Raw genomic sequence first — 26,702 nt, forward strand, 5'->3', positions numbered from 1 at the left:
CTACCAGTCGTCTTTTGAAGGACAGTCTGGGTCCACGCACATACTGTAACTTTTCTTCTTTTTTCTTTCCACGTAGATAACAGGTTTGCCGCAGGTGCTACATTCCTGGTCGGTCGAGTTCACTTTACCGGTGTTAGGCAGCGGATAAGTGTTCTCACAGTCCGGATAGTTGCTACAGCCTACGAAACTGCTTCCCTTGCTTTTTATAATCCGCAGCATACCGTCCTCGCGGCCCTGTTCTTCGCATTCGTGGCATGGTCCGAGTTTACGTCTTCTCTTACGTTCGTCGTCGATTGTGTTGACTAGTTCGGCGCCGATCTCTTTTTCCTGGTCTTTGAACTTTCCAAGCATCTTATCCAGGTCTTCTCTGGCTTTCTCTATTACGCCTTCGGAGGTTTCCTCGCCCTGTCTAATCGATTCCATCTTTTCCTCGAACTCTCTGGTTAGATCAGGGGAGAGTAGATCGGGTATGTGGTCTTCCAGGGTATCGACGATCGCTAAGCCTAGGTCTGTGACGTTTATCGGATCGCCTTCGATGTAATTTCGGTTGTAAAGCCGGTCGATGGTCGAGGCACGGGTTGCTTTCGTTCCTAGGTTTTCTTTTTCCAGTTTGTTGACGATACGGGACTGGCTGTAGCGCTGCGGTGGCTGGGTCTCTTTGTCCTCTAAATCGAAGCCTTCGACATCTAGGATATCTCCTACCTCCAGTTCCGGCAGTGCGGCCTCTGAAACCTTCACGTAAGGGTCGTAGAGATCGAACCAGTTGCGCTCAACTGTTATCTTCGATTTAGCCTGGAAATCATAGTCTTCGACGGTTAACGTCATTGTAAGGCTCCGTCTCTTTGCTGCCTTTCCGAAAACTGCGAAAAACCTTTTGACAATCAGATCGTAGACCTTACGTTCCTGTTTTGACAGTCCTGACGGGTGTTCGCCGGTTGGATAGATCGCAGGGTGCGCATCGTCCTTTTTCTTACCTTGAGTGGTTGAGAGACTGTCCTTTTTCATCACTTTCTTCGCTAAGTCCTCGTAGCTGTCCTGAGACTTGAGCTTTCCAAGGATGTCCTTGTATCCAATCTTAGGCGGAAGCTTCTGGGATTCTGTACGAGGATAGGAGATCAAGGAGTTCTCGTAAAGTGTCTGTGCGATCGACTGGGTCTTTTTAGGTGAGATGTTGAACTGGCTGGAGGCCTCGCTCTGAAGCCCTGTCAAGTTAAACGGGATAGGCGGGTTATGCGAGTAGTTGTTGATGTCGATGTCCGTGACCTCTGTCCGGCCTTCGTCCTTTACCGTCAGGAAGATTCCGTTGGCTTCATCTTCGTCCCAGATACGGTCGTCGCTGCCGTAGCTTAGCTTCGCATCGAACTCCGAGTGTTTGAGGAAGATCTCCCAGTAGTCATCGGGTTCGAAGGCTCTGATCTCCCGTTCCTTATCAGCCAGAATCTTCAATGTAGGTCCCTGTACCCGTCCGGTAGAAAGGGTCTTGTACCGATTGTTTTCCCGTACAGCCTGCATCAATGCCCGGGAAACGTTTACACCGTAGTAAAAATCCAGTGTGTGGCGGGTAATCCCGGCATCCGTCATTCCTTTATCGAAACCCTCCAGGTTGTCAAATGCTTCCTGTAAATCGCTTTGCGTTAGCGTAGAGAACTTCATCCGTTCGATCCGTTCCTCATCCGGATCCGCCATGTGCTTGATTATGTTCGCACCGATCACTGATCCTTCCAGATCGAAGTCGCATGCGTTGATGTATGTATCAGCTTTCTCGATCTGATCACGTAGGTTGTTGTAGTATTTTTTCACGTAATCCGAGCTATCGGAGGTCTCGAAGATCGGCCGCCATTCAACGTCGAAAACTGGATAATCCCAGCCCTCGCTGATCTGTTCAAGGTTGAAAATGTGTCCTACTGCCGGAGCGATGATTATACGTCTCTCATCTGTCTCGATAACGTAGTTTTTCACGCCTCGGTTAGTCTTCGTCGAGTAGTTTCCGAGAGCGTTCGCAAGCTTCGAGGCTACCTTCGGCTTCTCACCGATCATCACTGTGGTTTCCATTATCTCTAAACGCAACTTTGTGCGAGAGGCTTTTAGTGTCTTATACGAAACGGTGAGAAAGATTTAAAAACGATTATACTTTACTATACAGTTATGCGCGAAGTCACGAGAGCAAACCTAGAGAACTCTGCTCCTAGATTCAGCGCTATGAATATTTCATATACCTTCTCAGTCGGCATCTGGAATTTTATGCCGAAGATTCTGCATTAAACGCAGGATTGCTACTTTACTAACTCAACACGGTGATCCTGCAACATGACAAACAACACAACTAAAGCTTTGCATTCGATCCGGATAAAATCGCCTTTAGAGCCTAAAGGAGGTGAGAAATAGATGGGACTGCCGGAAACAGTTGCTGAAGCACTAACTCCTGGTCAGAAAGCACAGGTGGAAAACGCTTTAAGAGACACACAGGGAGATGTTGAAGCTGCTATGGATTACGCACTAGGAGATGGCTCGAAAGGTTACGAGCAAGAAGACAAAGATTACTAGATAGAGAACGCCGGTCTAAACGGCTGGCATTCTCTCTTTCCCTATGAGAACAGTCACTCAATCAAGAGGTGTTGGAAAATGAAAAACTCGCTTAGAGACTTGAAACACGGAGAATCAGTGGAGGTAGAAGGAGAGCTATATACATCGTCATTCGACCTCCTGTTACACGGAGACGAGTTCCCAGACCGCTGTTCTGCTGATCCCGCTCTCGAAGAAAATCACAATCCGGATTATCCGGTGGATCGGCCCGGATATGAAGACGATATTTCCGAAGAGACCTCGCTTGTTCCAACAACAGCCAACTATACGAAATAACAGGTCTATGGAAAACCTCTTAATGTTGCGATATAGTATACATGTTAGTGAGGTGAGAATAAATGGATCTGGACGATGTGGATAGAGCTCTTACAGAAGGCCCGCAGACTGCACTTGACGAGGCACAGGAAGAATACGGTCTCAGCAACGGACCTACTAACGACGAAATAGGTAAGCTGGCCGCTGAAGAGCTTGCTCTAGACTACAAGGGGTCTGAAAGCGACTACTAGCTAACCTCTATTTTTTCTTTTCCTTTCATATACTCCTGAAGAGGCTCAGGTATGTGGATCACGCCGTCCTCGTAATGGTTCTCGATTAAAGCAGTCATTGTGCGCTGTGTAGCACAGGCCGTTGCGTTAAGGGTGTGTGCGACTGTGTTTTCATCGCTTCCACGGATACGGACATTTACCTTCCGGGCCTGGAAATCCGTACAGTTCGAACACGAAACTACCTCGCCGTACTCGCCTAACGGAGGTCTCCACGCTTCAATATCGTATTTTTTAGCGGCGTTATCGTTCATGTCGCCTGTACAAACGTTTACGACGCGGTAAGGGATCTCCAGTTTTTCGAAGACTTCCTTCGAGTTTTCAAGAAGCTCTTCATGTAAATCCCAGCTGTTTTCTGGTTTACAGAAGATGTACTGTTCGACTTTCTCGAACTGGTGGACTCTCCAGATTCCTCTGGTCTGCTGACCGTGCTTGCCTGCTTCCTGCCGGAAGTTCGTCGAGAAACCAGCGTACTTTTTCGGGAACTCGTCTGGTAAAAGCAGTTCGTCCATGTGGTAGGTCGCCAGTGTCTGTTCTGATGTGGCGATCAGGTACTTGTCCTCGTCTTCGATTTTATACAGCTGTTCTTCGAAGTCTTCTAGCTCGGCTGCGGCCGCCATAGGCTTGTATTTGAGCATGTAAGGTGTCTGCATCGGGATGAAATCTTTTTCCTGAAGCAGATCCATCGTAAAGTTGATCAGCGCCTGGTTTAGCTCGAAAAGCTCGTTTTTCAGGTAGTAAGCTCGTTCTCCGGCAAGATCGGCTGCTTTTTCCGTCTCAACAAGCCTTGTGTTTTCTAATATGTCTGCTGCGAGCTTTCCGTCTTTGTCCTTTTCGTTTGCCTCCCAGCTCTCAACTTCGACGTTATCGTCCTCGTCCTCTCCGTTTGGAACCGATTCGTGTAGTATATTTCCGACCCTGTAACGGGCTTCATCTCTCCGTTCTTTCAGCTCGGATTCCTTTTCCTCTAACTCGCTTACTTCATCTTTAACTTCGCCCATCTCCTCGATAAGCTCTTCGGCGTCCTCTCCGTTACGTTTTTTCTCAGCGATTTCGTCTCCGACTTCGTTACGTCTCTGCTGAAGCTTCTGTAGCTCCTGGGTTGTAGAACGCCATTTTTCATCCAGTTCAATTACTTTTTCGACTGTTTCAGGGTCTTTTCCTCTGCGTTTCTCTGATTCTTTGATCTTCTCCGGGTTCTCGCGGAAGAGTTCGATGCTGAGCATACTAACTAGTTGTTGAATCAACTAATTTAATCCTGTTCAAGCTCCAGAAGCTTCTGTTTGACTTCCCTTCCTGCCTGGTATCCTCCGATGTCGTTTCTGCCCACGACTCGGTGGCACGGAATGATCAGAGGCAAAGAGTTCTGGCTACAGTAGCTTCCGATAGCCACAGGCGCGGTATCAAGCTTCTCAGCTATCTCTCCGTACGTCTTGGTTTCTCCGTAAGGAATCTCATTCATCTCACGTAAAACTTGGCCTAAAGCTCCGCTGGGAAAAGAAAAAGAAAGATCGAAGCAGGTTCGTTTTCCTTCAACGTACTCACGAACCTGCCTTTCTATGATGTCTTTCGACTCTTCGATAAGCGATTCGTCTATTATAAGCGCTCCATCGAAGACGTTGACGATCATCAGTAGTATTCCGGCATCTCAACCTCTAGATCTTCGAGCGGCTTGAGAAGCTCAGGGTTCTCCTTGAACTTCTTTCTAACAGGCTTGAGTTTGGCGGCAATATGCTCTGCTACTGCGTTCTTCAAGTCCTGTGGGTGTAGCTCTCCGGACTCGAAGTCTGCCTGAAGGTTCTCGAACTCCGAGTACTCTAGGTTTCCTCCGTACTTTTCCGGTCTTTCAATCTTCAGCTCCTCGTCGTCTCCGAAGATGTGGAAGCGTGAGATCTGTAGAACTGGGTTTTCCTCCAGTTCCTCTGCCGGGCAGTATGCGTCCTTGATGCGTTCTTTGACGGTTTCTTCTGCGGCGTGGAGAGGGAACATCGTCTTCGGCTTCGAGGAACTCATCTTCTCGGTGCCTTGAAGTGAGACAACCAGTGGGTGATGTAGGCAGGTAGGTTTTCTGTATCCGATCTTCGGTAAGGCTTCTCTTGCCAGCATGTGGATCTTTCTCTGATCTGTAGCACCCATTGCCAGATCAACGTCAAGGTACTCTATGTCAAGTGCCTGCATAAGCGGATAGATAATCTGTGAGACCGCCCGGGAATCTTCGTCGCCTGAGGCAACTTCTGACATCGAGCGTTGACCTCTATTGATAGTGGTGCTGGTCGCTAAGTCCAGGACGTCGTGGAAGTACTCTGTTTTCTCCTGGAACTCTCGGCCGCGGATGAACTCCGCTTCAAGCCCGCATGCTTCAAAAGTAGCTTCCCAGTACTCGGTCATTGCCTGGATCCAGTCTTCCTCACCTTTCTTGTTCAGGTAGGTGTGTAGATCGGCGAACAGCACTTTGACGTTGAAACCAGCCTTCTGTAGATCTGAGAGTTTCCGGATAGATGCCCAGTGACCGAGGTGTACAGGCCCTGAAGTCTCATAGCCTACATAAGTATTCGGAGATTCTTTTTCCAGAACTTCATCTAGCTCTTGTTCAGTTACGATTTCGGTTGTGTTCCTTAGGACCAGCTGTTTACGTTCCTCGGTGTCCATACATCACTAAACGGGGCTTCAAGAGTTAAAACGTTCGTCCGCAACCTCGTGGTCGACTTCGCTTTCCGTCAGACTGTAGCTTCCCGGCCGGTAAATATCGTCCTCCCACTTAAACGAGTTAGAAACTGGCGGAACATTGCTAATCCATTTCAGCCGCTCGTACTCCAGGACAGTTCTACGTGCTTCTTCCAGTATCTCCTCCTTGCTGGCGTTCGAACTGTTAGAAACCGCTGAGAAATGCTCGTTTTCGCACTCCAGCGCAAAGTTGGTTGTCTCATCCGGATACTCGCTCACAGCCGGCAGATCCTCGTAGTCTGTGTCCAGAAGCTCGACTAGCTCTCCGTAACTGACTTCTGCCTGCGCTCCGTAGTATACTGCCGTCTCTTCATTATCTCTTTCATCGGCCAGAAACATTACGGAAGAGCTGAATTTAAGATCTTCCAGAGATTTACAGACGTTTTCAATCTTCATCAATCAGCTTTAGAGTCTCTAATCTTTTACATCTATCTGTCTGTCGGTGACTTTGGTGAGTTCTTCCGGTGTTATCTCCGCACCTACCGCACGGGAACCTGCCGCCGGCCTCAGCAAGTCCTCTTCAAGCAAGGATTCTTCCATGAAGACCGGTATCTCCAGATCGAAGGGGGAGACCGCACCGATCGGATATCCTGTTGCTTCCTTGACTTCATCAGGATCGGCCATACGTACATCAGTGTCCAGAATGTCTTCGAGTTTCTCGGTATCAACCCGCTGGCTTCCAGGACAGAGAACGGCTACCGGTTTTTCTCCAATGAATACCAGTGTCTTTACGATCTGATCGAGTGAAACCGGGGAGTGTTCAGCTGATTCTTCACATGTCTCGGCTTTCGCATGGACTTCGAAATCCATCTCCAGGCTGTTTTCCTCGGCGAAGCTGATAACTCGCTGAACGTTTTCAAGGTCTTCAGCTAGAAAGCCGGCTAGCTCTTCCATCTCTTCCAGACTCTGTTTGAATGAGTTCACATCTACGGTTGTTTCGCTAGTTTAATCAGCGCTTCGATACCAACCTAGAGTATGATTAAGATAGATGGAAAAGCAGGAGGCGGACAGATACTCAGGACAGCGCTTTCAATGTCCGCGATAAAAGGAGAAGATTTCCGGATCGAGAACATCAGAGGTTCGCGCTCTGATCCAGGTCTCAAAAGCCAGCATCTGGAGTGTGTAAGAACCATCCAGCGTCTTTGTGATGCGGACGTAAAGGGCGCTGAGCTTAGCTCGGAGAAACTAGTCTTCAAGCCGAACAAGTTAGAGCCGGAGAATCTCACGGTCGATATCGGGACAGCAGGAAGCATCAGCCTGCTGATAGACTCTGTCTTACCTTTGATAACTCAGTTCAACGAAGATTTCCGGTTAACTGTCAAAGGCGGAACACACGTCCGTTACTCGCCGGCCTTCGAATCACTAGAGGCTAAACTCGATTTGCTTGAACGGTTCGGCCTCCAGACCGAAATTCGGCTCGAGAAAACCGGTTACTATCCGAAAGGCGGAGGGAAAATCACGTTAACTGCCGAACCGTCCAGCATGAAGCCTGTGGTTTTGACGAACCGTGGCAAGCTTAAATCGCTGGAAATACAGTCAAAAGCCTCGGTAGAACTGGAAGAAAAACAGGTAGCGGACAGGCAGCTAGAAGAACTCCTCGAACTACTCGAGGATAGATTGTCCTCAGTACTGGTAGAGAAAGATAGTGTCTACGTAGATACGTTATCTACAGGATCCTCGCTGGTTTTAAAGGCAGATTATGGAGATTCGCTGGCAGTATTCGACGCGTTGGGCGAAAGAGGGAAGAGAAGTGAACAAGTTGCTTCTGAAGTCTTCGAACAGTTTGAAACATTTGAAAACACCGAAGGCGCGATCGACCGGCATCTTGCCGACCAGCTGATGGTATTTATGGGCTTGGCAGGTGGGAAAATAAGAGTTCCGCAAATAACGCCGCATATACAGACCAACCTGGAGGTCTTGAAGAAATTCGGCGTTGAACTCGGTTGTAGTATGGACAAAAACTCGGTGCTGATATCTTCAAAGAGTTAAGTTTTGTGAATTAGTTCAGTGCTATGTCCGGGGAAAGGTCTTCAAAGAATATCTATTTGGATTCGGAGATTGAAGAAGCGCTTTTAGAGCTGGAGGATTCTGCCGGACCGGATTTTGTGGCTGCGAGAATGGGTCTTTGTGGAGGAGGGCAGATCGATATTCTTCGTTACACTCATGATAATTACAATGTTTATATGACAGGTATAGCTGAAGATATTGGATCTAAAAGGCGTCAGACAAGGAACTGGATGGATGTTATGCTTGAAGCAGGGTTTTCTAATCCTATGCGGTCGCTCAAGTCCCCGGATTTTACAAACAAGGATTTCGGAGAGCCTAAGTCATACGGTTCTGGATACAGGTTCTCTTCAGAAGTTAGTCGGGATAAGAGACGTGAGATCGAAGCTACGTTCAGAGGTATTTTAGCTCCTTCTCCGTTTGAAGAGTATTATTCGGAGCTGTAAACGAAACATACAAAAATATGTTTGATATATCACACTTGTGAAGCGTATATATCTGTCTGAGGAGGTAAGCAGATAGAATGAGTGGCCGATCTCTAACTGTAGCGGATCGAGCCAAAAACGACCACCGACGCACGCCACATGACTATGCTGTAGATCTTTTCACAGAGTCATTCCTTGAAAAATATGAGGATTCTCACTTTGATGATGCTATACTTCTCGCGGAAAAGGATTATTTTTTCACGCCCACAAACACTTCGCTGGACAGAATAAGAGAGTTGGGGCGGCCTAGAAATATTTACGGTAAGTCTAAAGGAGATCTCGATTTCGCAGTTATCTTTCTCGATCAGCAGGCTGTTGAGCACTTCGAGTTCAAGGAAACAGAGGATAGAGAGGACTTCGAGCCGACTAATTCTTTGGAAGAACAAGGAGAACGAATGAGAGAGACTTTCGAATATTTGGAGAACATGGGTTCAGAATGGTCTTACGAAAGAGAGGTGGTATTCCTAGACGAGAGGCCAATTAACACTGGTATGATAGAGGCCGCTCATCCTTCCGAGTACACAGAAGGATATCATATGGATGAAGCTGTAGAGGAGATGGCCAGAAACTCTGAGGGCTTCGAAGCATTGAACAAACATATGTTTGACGGAAGGTTCTTCCACAGCACTAAGATAAGAGAAAAATAGGAGAGGTGTTTTTACTCGATTTCCACGTCTTTACCCTCGGATTCTGTCTTCTCAGCTGTAACTGTTAGAACTCCGTCGTCGTATTCGGCGGTAACTGTCTCCGGATTGATCTCTGCCGGCCAGGAAACTGTGCGGTGGAACTTCCGGGAGGTTCGCTCACGGGTAAAGTACTTTTCATTTTCCTCCTGAATAGCCGTGCTTGACTCTGCGCTTACATCGATCTTGTTCTTATCGGCCTTCAGGTTGATATCTTCCTTGGAAATTCCGGGTAGATCGGCTTTAACTACGATTTTGCCGTCTTCCTCGTGTATGTCAACAGGCATTCCACGGAATCCTTTGAGGTCGGCCTTGCCCTGGAACTCGTCGAAAAGGTTTTGCATCCGGTCGAACATGTCGTCTATAGAATCACGTCTCATTCGTCTCATTTTTTGAACACTCTGTTTTATTGACGTGAACAAAAAGTTTTATCCTTTGTTGTTGATATGCCGGTCTAAAAGCGCGATCTGTTCATGGACTTCATCCAGTTTCTCATCGATCTGCCTGTGTTTTTCCTCAACCGTCTCCCTATCAAGCCGGTCAAGAATCTCTTCAACGTCGTCCATACATAATCTTTAACCGGTTCTAAAGATAAAGTTCAGGTATGGAACGTGCTGAAAAAGTCCGGGAAAAAGCCGTTGAGATAATAAACGAGAGCCAGAAACCGTCCGCAGTACGGGTAGCACAGGAACTGGAAATGACTGAATCCGACGTACACCGCTGTTTGAACGTTCTTGAAAAACAGAAAAAAGTAAATACCTATACCAAAGAAGTTCTTGGAGCCAGGCACCGTATGATAGGCGTTAACCGGTGAAAGTTCTTTTTCCAAACCAGCTTTTCGAGCAAGCACTTGAAGAACAGAAAGTCATCCTTGTAGAGGATAAGAGATATTTCACTGAGTTCAACTTCCATAAACAGAAGCTGGTTTTACACCGCGCCTCAATGAAAGCCTTTGAAGACAGGCTCAAGCAAAACGGCGTTCAAACAGAATACATTAGATTTGATGAAGAACTTGGAACTGCCTTTGAAGCTGAAGAAGGACTGGAGTTCTACGATCCGGTCGATCGCCAGTTAAGAGGCCGGATTAAGAGTCTGGCTTCTCAGGAAAACGTTGAAATCTCCTTTGAGGAAACGCCTATGTTTCTCACCTCGATGAGCTGGAACAAAAAATACTTTGATGAAAACAGTTATTTCCAGCTGTTGTATTACAAACAGCAGAGAAGACGACTCGATATATTGATGAACGACGGGGAGCCTGTCGGCGGGAAATGGAGTTTTGACCCGGAAAACAGGAGGAAGATGCCGGAGGAGGAAGAACTTCCGGAGATACCGGAGTTCAACTCGGAATACGTCGAAGAAGCCAAAGAATACGTTGAACAGCATTTTTCCGAGAATCCTGGTTCTATGGACGGTTTTTCCTGGCCTGTGACTCATCGACAGGCAACGGAGAATCTCGAGGATTTTCTGGAAAACCGCTTGGAGAAGTTCGGAGACTGCCAGGATGCGATAGACAGGGACTTGAAGTTCGGATACCACTCGCTTCTATCGCCTTCGATTAATACAGGGCTTATAACGCCTCAAGAGGTAGTTGAGAAAACACTGCGCTACCATGAAGAGAAAAACTACTCTATGAACTCTCTGGAAGGTTTCTTACGCCAGATAATCGGCTGGAGGGAGTACATAAGAGCAGTCTATGAACTCGAGGCCGAGGAGATGAGGCAGAGAAACTTCTTCAATGCGGAAAACAAGATGCCGGAAGCGTTTTACACGGCTGAAACCGGGCTTCCGCCGGTTGATGACTCTATAAACAATGTGCTGGAAAACAGCTACGGTCATCACATCGAACGTTTGATGGTTCTTGGAAACGTGATGCTTTTACTCGAGATAGATCCTGATGAGGTTTACAGGTGGTTTGTGGAGCTGTTCATCGATTCCTATGACTGGGTGATGGTTCCCAACGTCTATGGGATGAGTCAGTACGCTGACGACCGGATAATGACAAAGCCTTACATCTCATCGTCGAACTACATCCATAAAATGAGCCATTACCCGGAAGGCGACTGGGACAGTGACTGGACAGGTCTTTACTGGAGTTTCATCGATAAACACCGGGAGAAATTATCGGATATACAGAGAATGAGTTTCATGGTCTCTACGCTTGACAGAATGGATGAAGCGACTCTGGAAGAACACAGAGAAAACGCCGAGAAGCTCCGTGAAAACATATTCGGGCAGTAAATGGCTAGAAATCGCCGTTAAGATACTTTACGGTCTTGAGATCTTCGAGTTTTATGCCGTAGGCTTCCTCTACAGCCGCACGTGTTTCATCTGCGTCTGTGTTTAACTCGCCGTAATCAGGCTTTCCTAGAGGATGGTAGTCTATACTATCGCTTTTCCTCATGGTCATTGTGATGTCCATATCGGATACACGGTCCAGGTAGTTTTCGTTACCTCTTAAATCGTTTAAAACATCGCTTACATCATGAACTGTCTTCGGTCCTGCGCTTAGAATCGCTAGAACCTCTGCTTCCAGCCTTTCCGCATCATTAATAACGTACTGTCTTTCCAGAAGGCTTTCCAGTGACTCTCCTTCGTCATCGTCCTCCGATTTGTATGTGCTGTTGTTCATACGTTAGTAACTGTCGGGAAGATTTAAGAAACAACTAAACGGATTTTTGTTTCTTCTAAGTGACAAGACTGTATATTTGTCTGTGAATAAAAAGAAAAAAGGATATGTGGGTCAGAGGTCTTGCGACCTTCTTTACTGAGTTGCCAAGTTGACGGTGTCCTTGCCTGAGAGCTTCTCGCTGATAGAGTTCCAGTTAGCCATGGCTGCTGCGGCTGAACGTGTATCGCTCGAGCTGTAACCTGCTACAACTAGGGCGTCCTGTCCCTGGCTGAAGGCGTCGTTGACCATATCAACTACCTGATCGCCTTCGCTGTACTCGTTGCCGGTCCAGGTCTGGTTGTTCTCAGCGAGATCCGCTACAAGCTGGTTGACCGCTGGTCCTCCAACAAGGATCATGTTGCCAACTGCCTCCGGACTCGATACTTCGCTGTCAAGAGCCACGAAGCTCTCAGCTGGGAAACCGGTCCCGCTGTAGCTAGGGTTCATGCTGACCGAGCTACTGTCTCCGCCCGCTGAAAGGCTTCCGCCGGCAGCTGTGAATGCTGCGCCGACAACTGCTTGGGCGTCAGGATAGCTAATCGTCAAACTACCTTCCTCGTTCGAGTCATAGCTGGTGAAGGCTCCGAACACGTCAAAGCCTTCAGTTACATCGTCGTTGCTCTCAAGAGAATCAGTTTCCCTCATCGAAGGATCAGAGAACGTCGGAGCTGAAAGCTCAAGTCTTTCCTCACTTGAACTGTAATCAGCTGTCACAACGTAACCATGCTGGTTCTCGCTGTCAGTTTCCTCCTCGATAAACACTGCTCCTGGCTCGCTGCTAGGTAGAGCGCTGAACAAACCGCTTGTAACGCCATTGGTTTCCTCAGAATCCGTCGAGAAATACTCTACGCTCCCGGAAGAACCTCCGAAAACCGTATCGCCCGTTGTGTAATCGTCTGAACCGTCAGCGTCGTCAACAACAGTCTCACCGGAATCAAACTGGCTGTTACCTCCATCCATGTGTTTGATGTTCGATGAGAAGGCGTTCAGGTTTGAACCTGCCACTGTGGCACTTGAGGAGCCGGTATCAAGTACGGAGTAGGCGATGATGTCTTCTCCGTCCGTGTACTGAGAGTTCCCGGACTGCTCGACATACAGGTTCGATGTTGCGCTCAGATCGGAGAGATCCGCAGATCCAGAAGTCACTACGGTATCTCCACTGTCTAGGTTCGAGTCAGCTGAGCTTACAATTGCTTCACCGTTCTCGAATACGTCGCTGTCTCCGCTGTCGTCGGTGAACTTCTCGCTGCTCGCAAAGCTAGCTAAAGAGGCTCCAACATCCATGTCGCCAGCAGAAACTGTTGATCCAGCTGAATAGGTTGTCTGGAATCCTCTGATACGGAAATCAGGGTTGTCTGCGCTTGCGGTCTCATCTGTAACTGTGCCACTCCCGCTCATGTCAATGTAGACGGAGTCTGAAGCATCCTGTCCTGAAGACGTTCCTGGTACATCAAAGTACTTGACAGGGTTACTGACTCCTGTCGCAGATCCTACAGTGATTGTGGATGCGTCGCCGATCGTCCCTGTTCCTCCTGAGAAGTAGACATCGGTGTCGGCATCACCTCCTCCGTCGTTACTTCCTACATCGAAGATCACGGCTTCGTTCGTTCCATCTTCTCCTTCTGTCCAGCTACCCGTTAAGGTTTGATCCGTTGTGGAAGATCCTGCTGTCAGTCCGTTGTCTACAAGCACAGGGTCTTCTGCGTTATATGTGCCATCGTTTCCTAGATCGATGAAAACAGAGTCTCCGGCCTCAAGAGTTCCGGAAGTTCCGCCTGTGTCAACAACGTCTACGCTTGCCGAGCTAACTGAGCTTAAGGACTTGCCTGCGTCCTCATCGGTGTCTTTAACAGAGGTCAGCTGGTTCAGTCCGTAATCAATTGTGCTTACGTCCGTATCTGAACCTGACTTAACGGTTACTGACGTGATTCTTGTCTCACTTGCTGCTACGGTATTGTCGTCAGTTCCTCCTGACTCATCGTAGATGACCTCGCCATCCGTATAACTGCCGGTGTCTGAGGCATCATCGTAGTAGTTAACAGCTGATCCGAAGTTCGTTAAATCAAGGCTTCCGGAGGTTATGACTGTGTCGCCAGACTCAAGTTGGCTGTCAGATCCTCCACCTGACTGGTCAATAATCGCTTCGCCCGAGCTGTAAGCGCCGTCATGATCGCTGTCACCCCAGTAAATGTTGCTTCCGAAGCTCTCAACAGCGTTCCCGTCGTAAGTTGTGGATGTGGCGCCGTTGGTCTTGAGGGTCGCCCTCAATATATCGTCTTCAGTCTCATAACTTCCGGTCGATGTGCCATCGTCAATGAAGAACTCTCCTGTGTTTCCCTCAGAGTCTCCGAGCGAGTTAAACCCGATAAGGTTTGTTCCTAGTCCAAGTCCGGATGGGTCCTGTGATGGCTCGTAGAACGTTAATCTTCCGCCGTTTTCAGTTTCAAGCGTTGGGAAAGCGGTTGTGGTTCCTGAAGAGCTTCCTCCGGTTTGAACTCCGCTGCCGTCTGTTCCTGCGTCCGTTCCCCAGGCAACTTCGAAGTAAGGATCAGAACCTGTTCCTTCAAGGAAAAAGTGGTATGTCTGGCCGTCAATGATCTCCGTGTCTCTGTAGACGTCGTTGGAGGTATCGGCATCCAAGGTGACTTCGACGTCTGAGCCTGAAGCTCTGTCCGTCAGATCGATTGTGGCCTGATCTCCGCTTGAAAGAGTCTCTGTTGAGTCTCTATCGATTCCTGTGGTTTCCCAGTAATGGCTGAATCCTCCGGCATCTGTGATGAAGTACTCATCTTCTCTTACCTGGGCGCCTTCGACCCCGTGGATTGTCTCTCCGTCATCGTCGGCTAGTTCGATGCTGGATCCATCGTAGTGTAGGAAATCAAGGTTTGAATCCTGGTTTAAGGATGCTGAGACCTGGATGGTCTCATCGTTCCGGGCTGAGAACTCGATCTCTTCGGTGGAATCAGCTTCTGAACTGTCAGGGTTCAAGCCTCCGAACTGGAACTCTATGCCTGGGAAAGCATCGTGGACGAACGTTTCATCGGCAACGACAGCGTCTTCGTCGTCTTCCGGCGCACCAACGTATACATCGATGCTTGAAACTGAGTCAATGCTGTCGGATCCGCTGTCTCCGTTGAACTCGACGTAGGTACCATCAACATCGTCGTCTTCATCGTTCTGAATAGGCTCTCCATCGGAAAGAGTCATCTCTGCGGAACCAATCGAGAAACTGACGGTTCCAGCTGACTGGTCGTTGCTTGTCTGGATGATGTTATCAACCCGGACTTCCTGACCGTTTACCGTGAACGATTCATCTTCCTCGTATTCGTCTAACTCTCCGTTGACGGTTATGGCCGCGGTATCGGAGCCTGTAACTGCTTCAACTCCGATCGTGACTTCTTCGCCATCGATCGAGATGGTTGAAGGCTCTTCGTCTGTGGAGACAGAAACAGTCTCCGATGATCCGTAAAGAAGCAGCTCGTCTGTGTTGTCCTTGTTGTCTTCGGCGATTGTGTATGTTGTACCGAACAACGTGATTTCCTCTCCTGCGACCTCCGAGTCCGTGAAATCAAGAGTGTCCTCGAAGTTCGCCTGAAGATTGTAAAGATGATCGGAAGGTGAGGCACCTACGCTGGTAGGTGTGGAAACATAGACTTCCGGATCTTCGTTGTCAAGTTCCTCTGCGTCGTTACTGAATGTTACCTCGAGTTTGCCGACGTTCAGGTAGTTTGTTACGTCGGTTTCGTCTCCGCCGTCGTCTCTGAATGTTGTCTCCGATAAAACGTTTAACTCATCCTGCGTCAGTGTTTTCCTGACTGCGTTGATCTCATCTCCGAAGTACAGATCATCGTTCCGGGTGTTAAGTGTAACGCCTTCAGTCGCCGACCAGCCGAAACCGCCTACGGAAACAGACTCGGTCGTGAAAGCTGCGTTCCCTAAACCGGCAGCGATACTGGTTGCTCCTAGAACATCCGCGCTCTTCGCGGACTCTCCTACCACAACCGTGGTATCTACCATCCCGTCTTCATCGATAAACTGTGAAGGATACTCGCCTAGAGATCCACTTGACCCACTGGACTGGGCAGCGCCCATAGAAGCTGCTCCTGCCAAGGTCGCTCCAACCAGTAGTGCGGAACCTGCGAGTGTCTTTGTAATCTTCTTGATATTTCGCATAATTTAGTACCTATTACATTTACAATGAGTTCCACCGGGATTTAAGCTTGAGCAAAAACTCAAAGAGAAAAAAGTCAGAGACTTTCTGGCATTCAATCCCCGGTCATGTTTTCGAGGCGTTTTTCAACCTCTTCGAGATCTTCCTGACTGTAAATAGTCTCTGTGCCTGACTGCGAAAACCACAGTCTCTGAATCATTGTAATCAAAGTAAACTCGGTGATCCAAACCGTTTTCCTTCAGCTTTAACCTGTGAAACTCGATTCCAAACTGAGGCTTGCTGATGTAACTGATGTGGTCTCGATCTAACTCTCCGGTTAAACGTTCTTTTATCTCCAGAGCTAGCTCTCTCCGGTTGTAATCCTCTTGAGCATCTATGTCCTTCTCAGCTTCTTCTGTAATCTTCACTCGCTGATCATTCGTATTTCTCAATGATGTCGTCTATACTTGTTGTTTCCACATCGCCCTGTTTCAGCTTCAAAGCTCGCAAAAGCAGTTCCTGATCAAGCTCGCTGTCCTCTTCCAGCTTCTCCCTGAGTGCCTGACGGATGTACTCGGAAGGACTCTTGAAGTTCTTTCTTTCCGCAGTTTCCTTAATCTCGTCTTTCAAACCGTCGGGGACGTCCACACTTATTCTTGCCATTCTATAACACCTCGATGTGATAAATATGTGATGAAGATGTTAAAAATATTTCTTTACTTCTCAAGCTGTTTTGGATTAACCTTTCTGCCATGTCCTGCCCGAGCGCTATAAACAATATACGGTCTTGAAAAGTTACCTTGAATTACCATAAGAGTATTAAATTTTAATATCGGAAAGCTATTTTATGCCATCTACCAGTATCAATCTGCCTGAAGGACTCAAAAAACAGTTAGAGGAACGGCTTGAAAGAGGCGACTACCAGAACACCTCCGAGTTCATCAGGGAGGCTATAAGAGAGAAGCTGAAAAGAGAGACCCAGCTCCACCCTAAGGAGATACAGCGGATAATGAACGTCCGTGAAAGAGAACGAAAAGGAGAGCAAAAATGGATTCCATTTGAACAAGTCAAGGAAGAGCTAGGGATAGAATAAGATGGAGATCGTAGTCGAACCTGGAGCGAAGCAAGACCTGAAGGAAATAGAGGGTCCTGTTAGACAGACTATAGGGAAGGCTATAGAAAATCTGGCTGAAGATCCGCTGCCAGAGAACAGCTACGTAATCTATCTGCCCGACAACACGGAAATACAGGTCCTGAAACTACAGGAAGAGGACAGAAACAGCAAGTTAAACCATAGAGTAACTTACGATATTGTAGAAAACGACCATGTCCGTGTTTACGGAGTCTTCTCAAGACAGTCCGGCTACCAGAACATCAAACAAAATACAGCCAAACGCGTAGAATAATCACAGCTGCCTGTAAAACGAACCAGGCAAACATTTTTTGTAAAAACTTTTTCTCTTACCCCCGGCTTTAACTCAGGGCCGAATAACTTGAAATCGGGAAATAAAGAAAGAAAAAGGAAATGTTGAAGGTCTCTCGACCTTCAGTGGACTTACTGAGTTGCTAGGTTGACAGAAGTCTGTCCTGAGACTTCGTCACTCCAGTCTCCCCAGTTGGTGACTGAACGTGCTGCTGCACGTGTGTCGCTTGCAGAGTAACCTGCTACGACAAGTGCGTCCTGACCTTCTGTGAAAGCGTTGTTGACCAGTTCGATTCTCTGATCTCCTTCGCTGTAGTCAGATCCAGCTGCTGTCTTGTTTGCTGAAGCAAGTTCAGAAACAAGGTTGTTGACTGCTGGTCCTCCGACAAGGATCAGGTCATTCTGCTTGAGCTGGCTTGGATTCTCACTGTCCAGTGCGACAAAGTCGCTAGCTGGGAATCCTGCTCCGTTGTAAGTAGGAGTCATGCTTGTTGCAGATCCTGCGCTTCCGCCTGCTGAAAGGCTTCCGTCAGCACCTGTAACTGCTGCTCCTGCGACTGCCTGACCTTCAGGCTGATGTAGTGTGAAGCTTCCCTGTTCGTCGGAATCGAACTCGGAGTAAGCTCCGTAGACATCGTAAGCGGCAGATACATCGTCATCAGACTCAAGATCTACGTAGCCGTCGCCCTGTCCGCCTGTGTAATCAGGCTGGTCGATTGTGACTTCTTCTTCTCCGTCATCCTCTCCTGGAGTGAAGACGTATGCGTTCTCGTCATCGTCTTCGTTCTCAGGCTGGAAGACTGCTACAGAAGGTTCTGCTAGTCCGTACTCGTTGTTGCTTGTGTCGACTGACGCGCCGGAGTCTACACCGAAGTGTAGGTCGTCGTCTGCATCAAGAGTTGCTCTGTAGGTGATTCCCTGATCGGAAACTTCGACTATGTCGGTTGCGTTTCCGTTTCCTACATCTAGGTTCAGATCTCCGTCTGTTGAGCTGTCTCCTCCGTCTTGGATGTCAACAGTTACAGTCTTCATGTCTGTGCTCTCCGTTGATGGGATTTCCAGTGTGAAGTCTGCTGTGTCTGAGCTACTTGAAACTCCTGTTGCAAGCTCTGTGCTCTGCATGAAGGAAACTGCTGAATCAGACTCTGTGTCTAGAGGTGTGAAGACTGATGTTTCAGTTCCTACGTTGTTGAATTCTGCGTCTCCCCAAGTTACACTTAGAGTTGGTTCTTCGTCAGATTCGTCTCCGGTGTCGACTTCGAAGTGGTAGGTCTGTCCATCGATGATTTCTTCTCCCTGTCGGACATCGTCGTCGCTGTCAGATTCTGTTCTGTTGCTGTCGTCTAGCTCGACTTCTACTGTCTCGCCTGTGACTACGTCTCTTATGTCTGCTGTTGTGTCAGCTCCGTCGACGTCGATTCCTGTGACTTCCCACATGTGGCTGAAGTCTCCTGCGTCTGTGAATAGGTACTGATCTTCTTCAGCTTCTAGACCTTCAGCTGTGACGAAGTCGTCTCCGTCTCCGTCAGCTAGTGCTACAGAGTCGTCGTCATCTCCGTCGTAACTATCGACGTATCCGAATGTCTGAGAGACTGAGTCTCCGTTTGCGCCTGTGAAGCTGATCTGTGCTTCGTCGTCGCCTGATGTGGATACTTCGATCTCTTCGACGTTCTCCCCTGCTTCCATTGTGTCAGGGTTGAGTCCGCCGAACTGTACTTCAACGTTCTCGAACATTGGGTGGCTGAATGTTTCGTCAGCTGTTAGAGCGTCTTCATCGTCGTCCTGTGCTCCAACGTAAACGTCAATGCTTGAGATTGAGTTGATGTCTGAGAATCCTGTTCCGCCGTTAAGTTCGACGTATGTTCCGTCGATCTCGTCACCGTCAGCGTCTTCTACAGCCTGACCGTTGATCAGTGTCATCTCAGCTGATCCGATTGAGAATGTTACTGTTCCTGCTGACTGGTCGTTGGATGTCTGGATGATGTTGTCGACTCTGACTTCCTGATCGTTTACTGTGAACGATTCATCTTCGTCGTACTCATCTAGCTCTCCGTTGACTTCGATTGCTGCTGTGTCTGATCCTGTTACAGCTGTTACGGAAAGTGTGACTTCTTCGCCGTCAATTGTGACTGTCTGAGGTTCTTCGTCTGTGGATACAGAAACTGTTTCTGATGCTCCGTACAGAAGAAGTTCGTCGTCGTTGCCTGTGTTGTCTTCGGCAATTGTGTAAGTTGTGCCGAATAGCTCGATCTCTTCTCCTGCGACTTCGTCGTCTGTGAAGTCAATGGAGTCTTCGAAGTTAGCCTGTAGATTGTACAGGTAACTCTCGTCGTTTACTGAGCTCTCTGAAGGTACGGAAACGTGTAGAACTGGATCTTCGTTGTCTAGTTCATCTGCGTCGTTTCCGAACGTGATGTTCTGTGATCCTACGTTCAGGTAGTTTGTGATGTCGGTTTCGTCTCCGCCATCGTCACGGAAAGTTGTTTCTGCTAGGATGTCTAGTTCATCCTGTGTTAGTGTTTCTCTAACTGTGTCTAGTGCGTCTCCGAAGTAAAGCTGGTCGTTTCGTGTGTCTAGTGTGACGCCGTTTGATGCTGACCAACCGAAGCTTCCGCCTTCTGCGGATACGGATTCTGTTGTGAATGCTGCGTTTCCTAGTCCTGCAGCGATGTTTGTTGCTCCTAGAACGTCTGCTGTCTTTGCTGACTCTCCTACTACTACTGTAGTGCCGTCAACTGTACCATCTTCGTCTACGAATGGTGCTGGATAGTCGCCAAGGGTATTTCCACTGGACCCACTTGACTGAGCTGCGCCCATTGCAGATGCTCCTGCTAGGGTGGCTCCGACAAGTAGTGCGGATCCTGCGACTGTCTTTGTAATCTTCTTGATTGATTTCATGATTGATTCACGTGTGTTGTAAACCTTGTTTTTGTCAAGCCGTGTTGGTTTACCCTGTGCCACGGCTGAGACCTGTTCGGGAGGGCCGGCCTCACGTCCCCGGGATCCCATTCCCAAAAAAATCAGATGGGAACTTTCGTTCCGATCCTGTCGGGAAGTGACATGGGATCGCCACCGAGCAGATTATAGCGTCTGCCCTTATGTCCTACTCAAGGAACAATACCTTTTAAAACCCTCGGAAGAACTACCCGATTTAACCGTTCATCGTAAGCTCCAGACCGTTCACAACCGTTCTTTCAGCGTATAGAATAGTTTAAAATGGCTTATTCAAGGATCGGAACGCTTAAACGGCTTTAACTGAGGTTTCTAAGGCCAATTAGAGCTTGAAACCTGAAAAAGCTTGAGAATGCTCTTTGAGTCCTATGAATGATTTTCTGTCTTTTTTTCAGCCTGTGTTTTTCTGAAAAACTTTCGTGAACTTTCTAGGACTTGGATATAAGAGATAAAGGAAAAGGTTCTGTTCGATGGGGGTCGAACAGGGTTGAGTCCGCTTAATTCTCGACTGTTGGAGTCGGAATCGGCGGAATCAGGTTCAGAGTGTCTGCGATGCCGACTGCCTGAGACAGGCATTTTCTGTAAAGATCGTTCATCAGCGGCGCATTCACGTTCTCCGGAAGAGACTGTTCGTTTTCCCATGTTTCAAGAAGTTCTTCTGTGTCTCCGTTCCATAGAAGATGTCCTTCAAGGTTAATACTGGCTGCCTTCGCGCTGCCGGTTACATAGTTGACCTCGAAGCTGAAATCGATCTTTGCGACGTCTCCATCGATCGCGCTGACCGAAGCCTTCTCAACTGATGTGATCTTTGGGTTGTACTGTACCTGAAGTTTTCCCTGACCTGCGTTCTCTCTCGAGCCATCAATCGACTCGATGTTGAATCCTACTATCATAACCAACTCTGTGTCTTGAAACTGTATAAAGTTCGAACCGTTTCTTTTGCTCAAATCGGAGATCGAGTCAAATTTCGGATCTGGTCTTTGATCTCTATATAAACAAAACCTGTCTTATTTGATAAAAAACGTAGTTTTGTCAAATATAAACCACTTGATTTAAAATTACAGCGGTGTTTAATCAAATTATGGACTCGAGAAAATTCAACAATAGTAGAGCTGGAGATATCTTTGAATATGAAAAGGACGGTGAGAGGGTCTCTACGTTTGTCCCGGAGCCTCTTCCACCAGAGATAAGGTATGATCAGGAGACTGTAAAGCTCATTGAGGATGCGGCAAGCAACCTAAATGATCTGAAGGGTACGGGCAGAAATCTTCCGGATCCGAATATTTTCATAAGGCCCTATATTTTGAAGGAGGCTGTACTCAGCTCCCAGATAGAGGGTACTCAAACTTCCTTCGAGGAAGCGGTAGTACGCAGCGAGTCCGGTGACCTGGAACCTAGCAGAGAAGCTAGAGATCTTGAGGAAGTCCGGAACTACGTTGAGGCTCTGAATTATGGTTTAGAGCGGTTAAACGTTGAACCTCTGACGGTTGACTTGATAAAGAGGATACATGAGAAGCTGATGTCTGGGGTGAGAGGAAAAGATAGATCGCCTGGGCAGTTTCGGGAAAAACAGGTACATATAGGTGAGGTAGGGGTCTCCAGAGAGGACGCGGAATACGTTCCGATGGCTCCTGAGAAGATCTCTTCCGCTATGGAAGATCTTGTTGATTTCATGAATGAGGATAGAGGGATGCCTTATCTTGTCAAATCTGCGTTGATACATTATCAGTTCGAGGCCATCCATCCGTTTGAAGATGGGAACGGCAGAATGGGCAGGCTTCTGATAATAATTGATATGATACGGTCTGGGAAGCTTTCTCAGCCTCTACTTTATCTGAGTGAGTACTTCAACAACAATAGAGGTCGGTACTACGATAAGCTTCTTAGAGTCAGCAGGGATGGTGAATACGAGGAGTGGATAGATTTCTTCCTACGCGCTGTAAAGACTCAGTCTTCCAATTCTACTAGCACCGCGGTAAAGATCCTAGAAAAGAGAGAAAAGTACAAACAAAGTCTGCGCCAGGGGGAGGTACCTGAAAACTGTGTTGTGCTTATGGAGAACGTATTTGATCTCAGGCCGCGTACTATCACCCAGGTTGCTGAAGAACTAGGTGTAAAGTACCATGCTGCTCGAAACTACGTCAATGTGCTTGTTGAACACGGAGTGCTTGAACAGAGAGACAAGAAGGGAAGGGAAAAACAGTATGTCGCAGGCGAGCTTCTCAGAATGATGGAGGAAGAATCGTCCCGGGTGGAAACGAACGTTATCTGAACTTTACTTCACCACTGGTTCTTTAATATCTTCCAATGGAATTTCTGTGTATGGACAATCAGAAAATACTTCAGATGGTGGTCTTGTTATTCGGGCTGTTTTTCGCAGGTTCATTTGCCTTCGGAGGTATCGCAAACTACGGTAATATGATTTCTACGCCGAACTCTCAGAACTCGGGTGGTTCGAACCAGCAGCCGGCCACACTTCCGTCGACTAACTATCAGGAGACTGGTTTTAACGTAAGTATGGAGGATAGGAGGAACTTGGCGCGGATGAATGATGTTGTGTTCGTATCACTGCTTTACAACACTTCTGAGCAACGTGAACAGCTTCAGTCTCTTGAAGGATTGGAGGCTAATTTCAATGGACGGGTTTTCATCGAGGTTGTAAACTCTTCGGAGACCACGAGATTTATCACGCTCGGAGAGGGTACGCCTAGAGCGGTTTTAATCAGCGCTCGGCAAAGTGCGGCGGTTGTATCCGAACCAACAAGCTCGAATATTGCTTCAGCAGCCTGTAGCTCGTTGATTAACTGGGGTTCGACAGCATCTTACTGTACCCAGTATCAGTAACCCTTTATTGTGCGATATCAAATACCTAATTCGTGGCCGACGAAAAACTCAGTAAGTGGGTTCGGAAAAAGCTGGATGAAGGTGTCTCCAAGCAGAGACTTAGGAAGGTCTTGGAAAACTCCGGTCACGATCCCTCGATTGTAGACGAGGCTGACAGCCCGTTTGACGCATCTTCAAACGGTAAAGCCGAAAACAGTTTTGAGCCAGACGACGGTCAGAACTCTGAAGACCAAGACGGCAAGATTGATCTCTCCGGACACGAAAAGAAACGTGAACGGGACGATGAAGACGATGAAAGCGGCTTAAAAAATCTCAAGCCGTCGTTGCCACGTCCAAATTTCTCGATGCCGAAGCCAAAGTTGCCGGAGATATCTCTAAGTAAGCCTGAACTCGATTTTGATTTCAAGGTTCCTTGGAGAGCGTTAATTGTTGTTTTCATAATCGGAGTGGCTTTTTACGGTGTAACTAAAGCGTTTAACTCGCCGGACTCTCAGGTACAGACTCCGGAATCGGTAGAACAACAACGGGAGTTCGATGGCTGTCCGGATATCGGCGTACGGATTGTATCGGCTTCAGCTTCCGCTTTCGAAGTTAAAATTGATGCGAGGGTTTCCCGAGGTCCTGGAACGGTTATAGCAGAGCTTTACAACAACGATAATCTTGTTGCTATCCAGCAGGATCGTTTTAACGGCGTGAAGACATTTACATTCACCGGGGAAACCGGTGACTCGGTTGTGCTTCGTCCGGTGGGCTGTTACAGTGTTAGAGATGTTATATCTCTGCTTTAAACGTCGAAGGCTTTCGCAAAGCTTTCATCGCCCTGAATGTTCTCCGAGTACTTTTCCAGGTTCTCATCGGCATCATAGTCTTCATGGTAAGAAGCACTTACTGCGCCTTTCTCACCGATCAGGGTCACCGATGCCTCGAAGCCACTTGAGAGCTTCTGGGCGACCTGTATCAACAGTCCGACGTTTTCCGTAGGCACTTCGGTTTCAACAACTCTGTCTTCCATTCGGCTGCGTACCTCGCCTTCGATACCGGTTTCCAGTTCCTCGACTGTTTTCTCATTTTCCCTCCAGGCACTGAATAGACTTTCAACCCGTTTGAAAACCGTGCCGGTTTCTGTCTCGGCAGGTTTCCGGTCTTCACCTATGAAATCCGATAGCTTCTCGATACGTTCTTTCAGGTTCGAGTTATCGTTTTTGAACCTCTCAATCGAGTTCATCAACTGGTCTGGTTCAACGCTTAGAAGCTCACACAGCTTTCTTTCGGTCTCCCGGTAGGTTCCGCCCAGCATCTGATCGCTGACGGTCTCGACACCTACAAGTCCGGCGACATCATCGATCCGGCTCTCAACCTCTTTCATGTAGTCTCTTGCGGCCTCTCCTGCCTTGTATTCTAACCGGATAACTCCATCCTGGATCCGCCTCGAGTTCGTTATGTAAAACTCCTCGATATGAGAAGTTGTTGTTAGATGGGTTCCTCCACATGCTTCTATATCCAGATCCTCTATCTCGATCAGCCGGATGTTGTTGCCTGGAGGCGCTCCTCCCTGGTATATCCTGAAACCGTATTTTTTCTCGGCCTCGGCTTTCGACATCTCCAAGACATTTACCTTATGATCCTCGCTAACAGCGGTCTGAACCTTTGATTCGATGCTATCAAGGGTCTCTTGAGTCAGTTTCTCATAATGTGTGATGTCCAGACGGCCTTTTTCCAGTGTCTTTGATGCCCCGCTCTGGTAGATATGTTCTCCGAGCTGTTCTCTTGCTGCCGCATTTACCACGTGGGTTGCGGTGTGGTGTTGGGTCAGCTGCTTTCTCTTGAACCCGTTTACCACTCCTTTGACCGTTTTGCCTTCGGAAAGCTCATGATCCGGAGCTTTGTGTAAAATCACTCCGTTCTGTTTCTGGACGTCTTTTACCTGGAAGTTGTTGATCTTTCCAACGTCGTGGAGCTGCCCTCCACCCTCTGGGTAAAACATGGTTCTATCCAGTACGATCCATTCGTCTATAACCTTCAGAACCTCTGCTTTGAAATCGAAGTGTTCGGTTCCGTTCTGCCGGTAAGGCTCGTTGTTTTCGTAGTAAAGTTTCTCCGTGTCTTCAACTCCTTCGAGATCGAAGCCTTCCTCTATTTCCTTCACGACTTCTTCGCTACCTCCAAGCATGGCGTAAAAGTCTTCAGGAACCTTGTAGCCGGCTGACTCCATCATCTCCGGGCTGACTCCGTGGGACTCGTATAGCTCGATCATCTCCTCGACTGTTGGCTGGCCATCAAGCTTACCTAGCTCTTCTTGTGCTTTTTCACGGGCTTTCTCGTACTTTCTTTCCTCTACGTCCAAGATTTCCTCTATCTCATCCATTGAGTCCAGAAGCTCTGGGAACATAGGCTCTAGTTCTTCTGCGTTCCACCGTGCGACTTCAACCAGATCGATGTCCCAGTCGTACTTTTCGATAAAATCTTTGGCTCGTCGGTAGATCATACGCAGGTTGTGGCCTCCTCCGGTGTTCGAAGGGATCTTTCCGTCCGCTAAAGCGAAAATCAGTGCGCGTGTATGCTCTGCGATCGAGTAAAGAGCAGCAGCAGGCTTAATAGCTTTCTTTAACTCGTCTACGTCTTCATCTATTTCTTCTGCGATCTCAACCCATTTTTCCTCGATGTCTTCTACCTCATCTACGTTTAACTCGGATGAGTAAGGTAGGAACTTTTCCCAGACCTCATCATCGGTCTCCAAACCAGTCCTTTCTTTCAGTTTCTCGACGGTTTCAGGCATCACACACTCGTAGCTGGTTTCCGTTCCATGGCTGATCCAGGTGATTCTTTCCTGTCCCATACCCATGTCCAGTACTTTCAGGTCGAGTTCCTCGTAGCCATCCGGTGTCTGCTCGTAGAACATGTATACCTGGTTCCATAGTTCGAGGCCGTCAACGAAAAACTCCATACATGCTCCGAGGTTTCCGCCTCCGCCCCAGGAGTCTTCGTGTAGTATTAGTTTCTCCTTTGGAATCCCGAGACCCTGGACTGCGAACTCGAACATGTCCTTGAAATACCGGTCCTGGTCGTATTCATCTGCTTCCCGGAAACAGGTCTGTCCGATATGGTTGTGTAAAACATAATGGCGGCCTGTGATACCTACGTTGTCAACATCGTTAAACCTTAGAGATGGCTGTGGTACCACCAGTTCCGGTGCCGGTGGCTCGGCTTCACCGCTTACTACGTATGGCTGGAAGTTATAGATTGATCCGCCTACGAACTCGACGTCGTCTCTCCAGCGAGCAACTACAGGGTACCGATCGATCGGTGTGTAGCCTCTATCAGCCATGAAGTCTCTGAAACGTTCCCATGCCTCGATGTAGCCAAAACTTTTTTCGGTCGGAGAGTCGTTGATGAATGTGTATCCGCCGGAGCATTCTGGTTCGCCACATACCTCTCTGTCCTCGTTGAAGCTCCAGAACCGCATTCCGCAGTTAGTACATTTTCCACGTGAGAAGCCTTTTTCCTTTAGTATATCTGTTGCGAAGAACTTCTCAGGGTTTTCACTTGCTTCCTGTTTTATCTCTTTTTTGAGTTCAGAGAGGCTCATACTGTTTGTATAGACAGTGAATCTTTTTGATTACTGGCGTTAGGAAAAAAGAAGAAAA

At 47.9% G+C, this 26,702-nt stretch carries 28 protein-coding genes; 13 read left to right on the plus strand and 15 right to left on the minus strand.

All coding sequences use genetic code 11. The features are described from left to right. Positions 1-2,067 (minus strand): DNA topoisomerase I, encoded by a 2,067-nt coding sequence (gene topA, locus SVXnc_RS00395; protein WP_347721983.1) that lies wholly within the window; start codon positions 2,065-2,067, stop codon positions 1-3. Positions 2,068-2,385: 318 nt separating this feature from the next. Between topA and SVXnc_RS00400 the strand changes: the two genes are divergently transcribed. The 3 genes from SVXnc_RS00400 to SVXnc_RS00410 all read left to right on the plus strand — a co-directional run bounded on the left by SVXnc_RS00400 (position 2,386) and on the right by SVXnc_RS00410 (position 3,089). Further along, positions 2,386-2,544 (plus strand): UBA domain-containing protein, encoded by a 159-nt coding sequence (locus SVXnc_RS00400; protein WP_347721984.1) that lies wholly within the window; start codon positions 2,386-2,388, stop codon positions 2,542-2,544. A gap of 78 nt (positions 2,545-2,622) precedes the next feature. Continuing rightward, the gene (locus SVXnc_RS00405; protein ID WP_347721985.1) at positions 2,623-2,859 is read left to right on the plus strand and encodes a hypothetical protein; all 237 of its coding nucleotides are present in this window, start codon (positions 2,623-2,625) and stop codon (positions 2,857-2,859) included. 62 nt (positions 2,860-2,921) lie between these two features. After that, a complete protein-coding gene (locus SVXnc_RS00410) occupies positions 2,922-3,089 on the plus strand; it encodes a hypothetical protein (protein WP_347721986.1) in 168 nt (55 codons plus the stop codon). Here SVXnc_RS00410 and serS read toward each other — a convergent pair. Genes serS through SVXnc_RS00435 form a run of 5 tightly spaced genes read right to left on the minus strand, consistent with a single transcriptional unit; the run spans position 3,086 to position 6,773 of the window. Then, positions 3,086-4,351 carry a serine--tRNA ligase gene (gene serS / locus SVXnc_RS00415; protein WP_347721987.1) on the minus strand — a complete coding sequence of 422 codons (1,266 nt, stop codon included), beginning with the start codon at positions 4,349-4,351 and terminating at the stop codon, positions 3,086-3,088. The two genes, SVXnc_RS00410 and serS, sit on opposite strands and share 4 nt — an antisense overlap. Before the next feature lie 26 nt (positions 4,352-4,377). After that, positions 4,378-4,755, minus strand: coding sequence for a methylated-DNA--[protein]-cysteine S-methyltransferase (locus tag SVXnc_RS00420; protein WP_347721988.1), 378 nt, complete (start codon positions 4,753-4,755; stop codon positions 4,378-4,380). Beyond that, complete coding sequence (locus SVXnc_RS00425) at positions 4,755-5,774, minus strand: tyrosine--tRNA ligase (protein ID WP_347721989.1); 1,020 nt, start codon at positions 5,772-5,774, stop codon at positions 4,755-4,757. Before SVXnc_RS00425 ends, SVXnc_RS00420 begins: the two co-directional genes overlap by 1 nt. 18 nt (positions 5,775-5,792) lie before the next feature. Beyond that, positions 5,793-6,245, minus strand: coding sequence for a hypothetical protein (locus SVXnc_RS00430; protein ID WP_347721990.1), 453 nt, complete (start codon positions 6,243-6,245; stop codon positions 5,793-5,795). Positions 6,246-6,263: 18 nt separating this feature from the next. Next, complete coding sequence (locus SVXnc_RS00435; RefSeq protein WP_347721991.1) at positions 6,264-6,773, minus strand: YbaK/EbsC family protein; 510 nt, start codon at positions 6,771-6,773, stop codon at positions 6,264-6,266. A 51-nt stretch (positions 6,774-6,824) separates the two neighbouring features. Here SVXnc_RS00435 and rtcA point away from each other — a divergent pair, with 51 nt between their 5' ends. From rtcA to SVXnc_RS00450, 3 genes are all read left to right on the plus strand, one after another. Further along, a complete protein-coding gene (gene rtcA, locus SVXnc_RS00440) occupies positions 6,825-7,838 on the plus strand; it encodes an RNA 3'-terminal phosphate cyclase (RefSeq protein ID WP_347721992.1) in 1,014 nt (337 codons plus the stop codon). A gap of 23 nt (positions 7,839-7,861) precedes the next feature. After that, a complete protein-coding gene (locus SVXnc_RS00445) occupies positions 7,862-8,299 on the plus strand; it encodes a hypothetical protein (RefSeq protein ID WP_347721993.1) in 438 nt (145 codons plus the stop codon). A 77-nt stretch (positions 8,300-8,376) separates the two neighbouring features. Beyond that, positions 8,377-8,985, plus strand: coding sequence for a hypothetical protein (locus SVXnc_RS00450; RefSeq protein ID WP_347721994.1), 609 nt, complete (start codon positions 8,377-8,379; stop codon positions 8,983-8,985). A gap of 11 nt (positions 8,986-8,996) precedes the next feature. Here SVXnc_RS00450 and SVXnc_RS00455 read toward each other — a convergent pair whose 3' ends face one another. Then, on the minus strand, positions 8,997-9,410 hold the full coding sequence (locus tag SVXnc_RS00455) for an Hsp20/alpha crystallin family protein (RefSeq protein ID WP_347721995.1): 414 nt from the start codon (positions 9,408-9,410) through the stop codon (positions 8,997-8,999). Positions 9,411-9,449: 39 nt separating this feature from the next. Further along, positions 9,450-9,587 (minus strand): hypothetical protein, encoded by a 138-nt coding sequence (locus SVXnc_RS00460; RefSeq protein ID WP_347721996.1) that lies wholly within the window; start codon positions 9,585-9,587, stop codon positions 9,450-9,452. A 38-nt stretch (positions 9,588-9,625) separates the two neighbouring features. Here SVXnc_RS00460 and SVXnc_RS00465 point away from each other — a divergent pair, with 38 nt between their 5' ends. Together SVXnc_RS00465 and SVXnc_RS00470 are read left to right on the plus strand one after the other, a co-directional pair. After that, a complete protein-coding gene (locus SVXnc_RS00465) occupies positions 9,626-9,835 on the plus strand; it encodes a hypothetical protein (RefSeq protein ID WP_347721997.1) in 210 nt (69 codons plus the stop codon). Then, positions 9,832-11,259, plus strand: coding sequence for a cryptochrome/photolyase family protein (locus SVXnc_RS00470; protein WP_347721998.1), 1,428 nt, complete (start codon positions 9,832-9,834; stop codon positions 11,257-11,259). Before SVXnc_RS00465 ends, SVXnc_RS00470 begins: the two co-directional genes overlap by 4 nt. Positions 11,260-11,263: 4 nt before the next feature. Here the strand turns inward: SVXnc_RS00470 and SVXnc_RS00475 are convergent, their stop codons facing one another. The 4 genes from SVXnc_RS00475 to SVXnc_RS00490 form a co-directional block, all read right to left on the minus strand. Continuing rightward, entirely contained in the window at positions 11,264-11,650 is a 387-nt protein-coding gene (locus SVXnc_RS00475) for a hypothetical protein (protein ID WP_347721999.1), read from the minus strand. 132 nt (positions 11,651-11,782) lie between these two features. Further along, positions 11,783-15,862 carry an S-layer protein gene (locus SVXnc_RS00480; RefSeq protein WP_347722000.1) on the minus strand — a complete coding sequence of 1,360 codons (4,080 nt, stop codon included), beginning with the start codon at positions 15,860-15,862 and terminating at the stop codon, positions 11,783-11,785. A gap of 123 nt (positions 15,863-15,985) precedes the next feature. Continuing rightward, on the minus strand, positions 15,986-16,267 hold the full coding sequence (locus SVXnc_RS00485; protein WP_347722001.1) for a type II toxin-antitoxin system RelE/ParE family toxin: 282 nt from the start codon (positions 16,265-16,267) through the stop codon (positions 15,986-15,988). Between the two features lie 7 nt (positions 16,268-16,274). Further along, positions 16,275-16,502 (minus strand): ribbon-helix-helix domain-containing protein, encoded by a 228-nt coding sequence (locus SVXnc_RS00490; protein WP_347722002.1) that lies wholly within the window; start codon positions 16,500-16,502, stop codon positions 16,275-16,277. Positions 16,503-16,686: 184 nt separating this feature from the next. On the opposite strand from SVXnc_RS00490, the gene SVXnc_RS00495 reads away from it, so the two are divergent. Beyond that, the gene (locus SVXnc_RS00495) at positions 16,687-16,932 is read left to right on the plus strand and encodes a ribbon-helix-helix domain-containing protein (RefSeq protein ID WP_347722003.1); all 246 of its coding nucleotides are present in this window, start codon (positions 16,687-16,689) and stop codon (positions 16,930-16,932) included. Between the two features lies 1 nt (position 16,933). Further along, positions 16,934-17,245: a type II toxin-antitoxin system RelE family toxin gene (locus SVXnc_RS00500; protein WP_347722004.1), complete on the plus strand. Its 312-nt coding sequence runs from the start codon at positions 16,934-16,936 to the stop codon at positions 17,243-17,245. Between the two features lie 149 nt (positions 17,246-17,394). Here the strand turns inward: SVXnc_RS00500 and SVXnc_RS00505 are convergent, their stop codons facing one another. Continuing rightward, the gene (locus tag SVXnc_RS00505; protein ID WP_347722005.1) at positions 17,395-20,271 is read right to left on the minus strand and encodes an S-layer protein; all 2,877 of its coding nucleotides are present in this window, start codon (positions 20,269-20,271) and stop codon (positions 17,395-17,397) included. A 440-nt stretch (positions 20,272-20,711) separates the two neighbouring features. Then, on the minus strand, positions 20,712-21,107 hold the full coding sequence (locus tag SVXnc_RS00510; RefSeq protein ID WP_347722006.1) for a hypothetical protein: 396 nt from the start codon (positions 21,105-21,107) through the stop codon (positions 20,712-20,714). 188 nt (positions 21,108-21,295) lie between these two features. Between SVXnc_RS00510 and SVXnc_RS00515 the strand changes: the two genes are divergently transcribed. Genes SVXnc_RS00515 through SVXnc_RS00525 form a run of 3 tightly spaced genes read left to right on the plus strand, consistent with a single transcriptional unit; the run spans position 21,296 to position 23,846 of the window. After that, entirely contained in the window at positions 21,296-22,486 is a 1,191-nt protein-coding gene (locus SVXnc_RS00515) for a Fic family protein (RefSeq protein ID WP_347722007.1), read from the plus strand. A 50-nt stretch (positions 22,487-22,536) separates the two neighbouring features. Beyond that, entirely contained in the window at positions 22,537-23,058 is a 522-nt protein-coding gene (locus tag SVXnc_RS00520; protein WP_347722008.1) for a hypothetical protein, read from the plus strand. Between the two features lie 32 nt (positions 23,059-23,090). Then, positions 23,091-23,846, plus strand: coding sequence for a hypothetical protein (locus SVXnc_RS00525; protein WP_347722009.1), 756 nt, complete (start codon positions 23,091-23,093; stop codon positions 23,844-23,846). On the opposite strand, the gene alaS is transcribed toward SVXnc_RS00525, so the two are convergent. Further along, positions 23,843-26,644 (minus strand): alanine--tRNA ligase, encoded by a 2,802-nt coding sequence (alaS, locus tag SVXnc_RS00530; protein WP_347722010.1) that lies wholly within the window; start codon positions 26,642-26,644, stop codon positions 23,843-23,845. The two genes, SVXnc_RS00525 and alaS, sit on opposite strands and share 4 nt — an antisense overlap. Positions 26,645-26,702 lie beyond the last annotated feature (58 nt).

The organism is Candidatus Nanohalococcus occultus (assembly GCF_029207735.1).
In the GTDB taxonomy this organism is placed as follows: Archaea; Nanohalarchaeota; Nanosalinia; order Nanosalinales; family Nanosalinaceae; genus Nanohalococcus; species Nanohalococcus occultus.

Excerpts from the sequence above, each read along its gene's own strand:
- SVXnc_RS00405 (WP_347721985.1), top strand. The coding sequence starts at position 2,623 with ATGAAAAACTCGCTTAGAGACTTGAAACACGGAGAATCAGTGGAGGTA.
- SVXnc_RS00495 (WP_347722003.1), top strand. The coding sequence starts at position 16,687 with ATGCCATCTACCAGTATCAATCTGCCTGAAGGACTCAAAAAACAGTTA.
- SVXnc_RS00400 (WP_347721984.1), top strand. The coding sequence starts at position 2,386 with ATGGGACTGCCGGAAACAGTTGCTGAAGCACTAACTCCTGGTCAGAAA.
- SVXnc_RS00425 (WP_347721989.1), bottom strand. The coding sequence starts at position 5,774 with ATGGACACCGAGGAACGTAAACAGCTGGTCCTAAGGAACACAACCGAA.
- SVXnc_RS00410 (WP_347721986.1), top strand. The coding sequence starts at position 2,922 with ATGGATCTGGACGATGTGGATAGAGCTCTTACAGAAGGCCCGCAGACT.
- SVXnc_RS00450 (WP_347721994.1), top strand. The coding sequence starts at position 8,377 with ATGAGTGGCCGATCTCTAACTGTAGCGGATCGAGCCAAAAACGACCAC.
- SVXnc_RS00475 (WP_347721999.1), bottom strand. The coding sequence starts at position 11,650 with ATGAACAACAGCACATACAAATCGGAGGACGATGACGAAGGAGAGTCA.
- SVXnc_RS00500 (WP_347722004.1), top strand. The coding sequence starts at position 16,934 with ATGGAGATCGTAGTCGAACCTGGAGCGAAGCAAGACCTGAAGGAAATA.
- SVXnc_RS00455 (WP_347721995.1), bottom strand. The coding sequence starts at position 9,410 with ATGAGACGAATGAGACGTGATTCTATAGACGACATGTTCGACCGGATG.
- SVXnc_RS00510 (WP_347722006.1), bottom strand. The coding sequence starts at position 21,107 with ATGATAGTAGGATTCAACATCGAGTCGATTGATGGCTCGAGAGAGAAC.
- SVXnc_RS00460 (WP_347721996.1), bottom strand. The coding sequence starts at position 9,587 with ATGGACGACGTTGAAGAGATTCTTGACCGGCTTGATAGGGAGACGGTT.
- SVXnc_RS00445 (WP_347721993.1), top strand. The coding sequence starts at position 7,862 with ATGTCCGGGGAAAGGTCTTCAAAGAATATCTATTTGGATTCGGAGATT.
- SVXnc_RS00520 (WP_347722008.1), top strand. The coding sequence starts at position 22,537 with ATGGACAATCAGAAAATACTTCAGATGGTGGTCTTGTTATTCGGGCTG.
- SVXnc_RS00420 (WP_347721988.1), bottom strand. The coding sequence starts at position 4,755 with ATGATCGTCAACGTCTTCGATGGAGCGCTTATAATAGACGAATCGCTT.
- rtcA (WP_347721992.1), top strand. The coding sequence starts at position 6,825 with ATGATTAAGATAGATGGAAAAGCAGGAGGCGGACAGATACTCAGGACA.
- serS (WP_347721987.1), bottom strand. The coding sequence starts at position 4,351 with ATGCTCAGCATCGAACTCTTCCGCGAGAACCCGGAGAAGATCAAAGAA.
- alaS (WP_347722010.1), bottom strand. The coding sequence starts at position 26,644 with ATGAGCCTCTCTGAACTCAAAAAAGAGATAAAACAGGAAGCAAGTGAA.
- SVXnc_RS00515 (WP_347722007.1), top strand. The coding sequence starts at position 21,296 with ATGGACTCGAGAAAATTCAACAATAGTAGAGCTGGAGATATCTTTGAA.
- SVXnc_RS00480 (WP_347722000.1), bottom strand. The coding sequence starts at position 15,862 with ATGCGAAATATCAAGAAGATTACAAAGACACTCGCAGGTTCCGCACTA.
- SVXnc_RS00430 (WP_347721990.1), bottom strand. The coding sequence starts at position 6,245 with ATGAAGATTGAAAACGTCTGTAAATCTCTGGAAGATCTTAAATTCAGC.
- SVXnc_RS00505 (WP_347722005.1), bottom strand. The coding sequence starts at position 20,271 with ATGGGATCCCGGGGACGTGAGGCCGGCCCTCCCGAACAGGTCTCAGCC.
- SVXnc_RS00465 (WP_347721997.1), top strand. The coding sequence starts at position 9,626 with ATGGAACGTGCTGAAAAAGTCCGGGAAAAAGCCGTTGAGATAATAAAC.
- SVXnc_RS00490 (WP_347722002.1), bottom strand. The coding sequence starts at position 16,502 with ATGGCAAGAATAAGTGTGGACGTCCCCGACGGTTTGAAAGACGAGATT.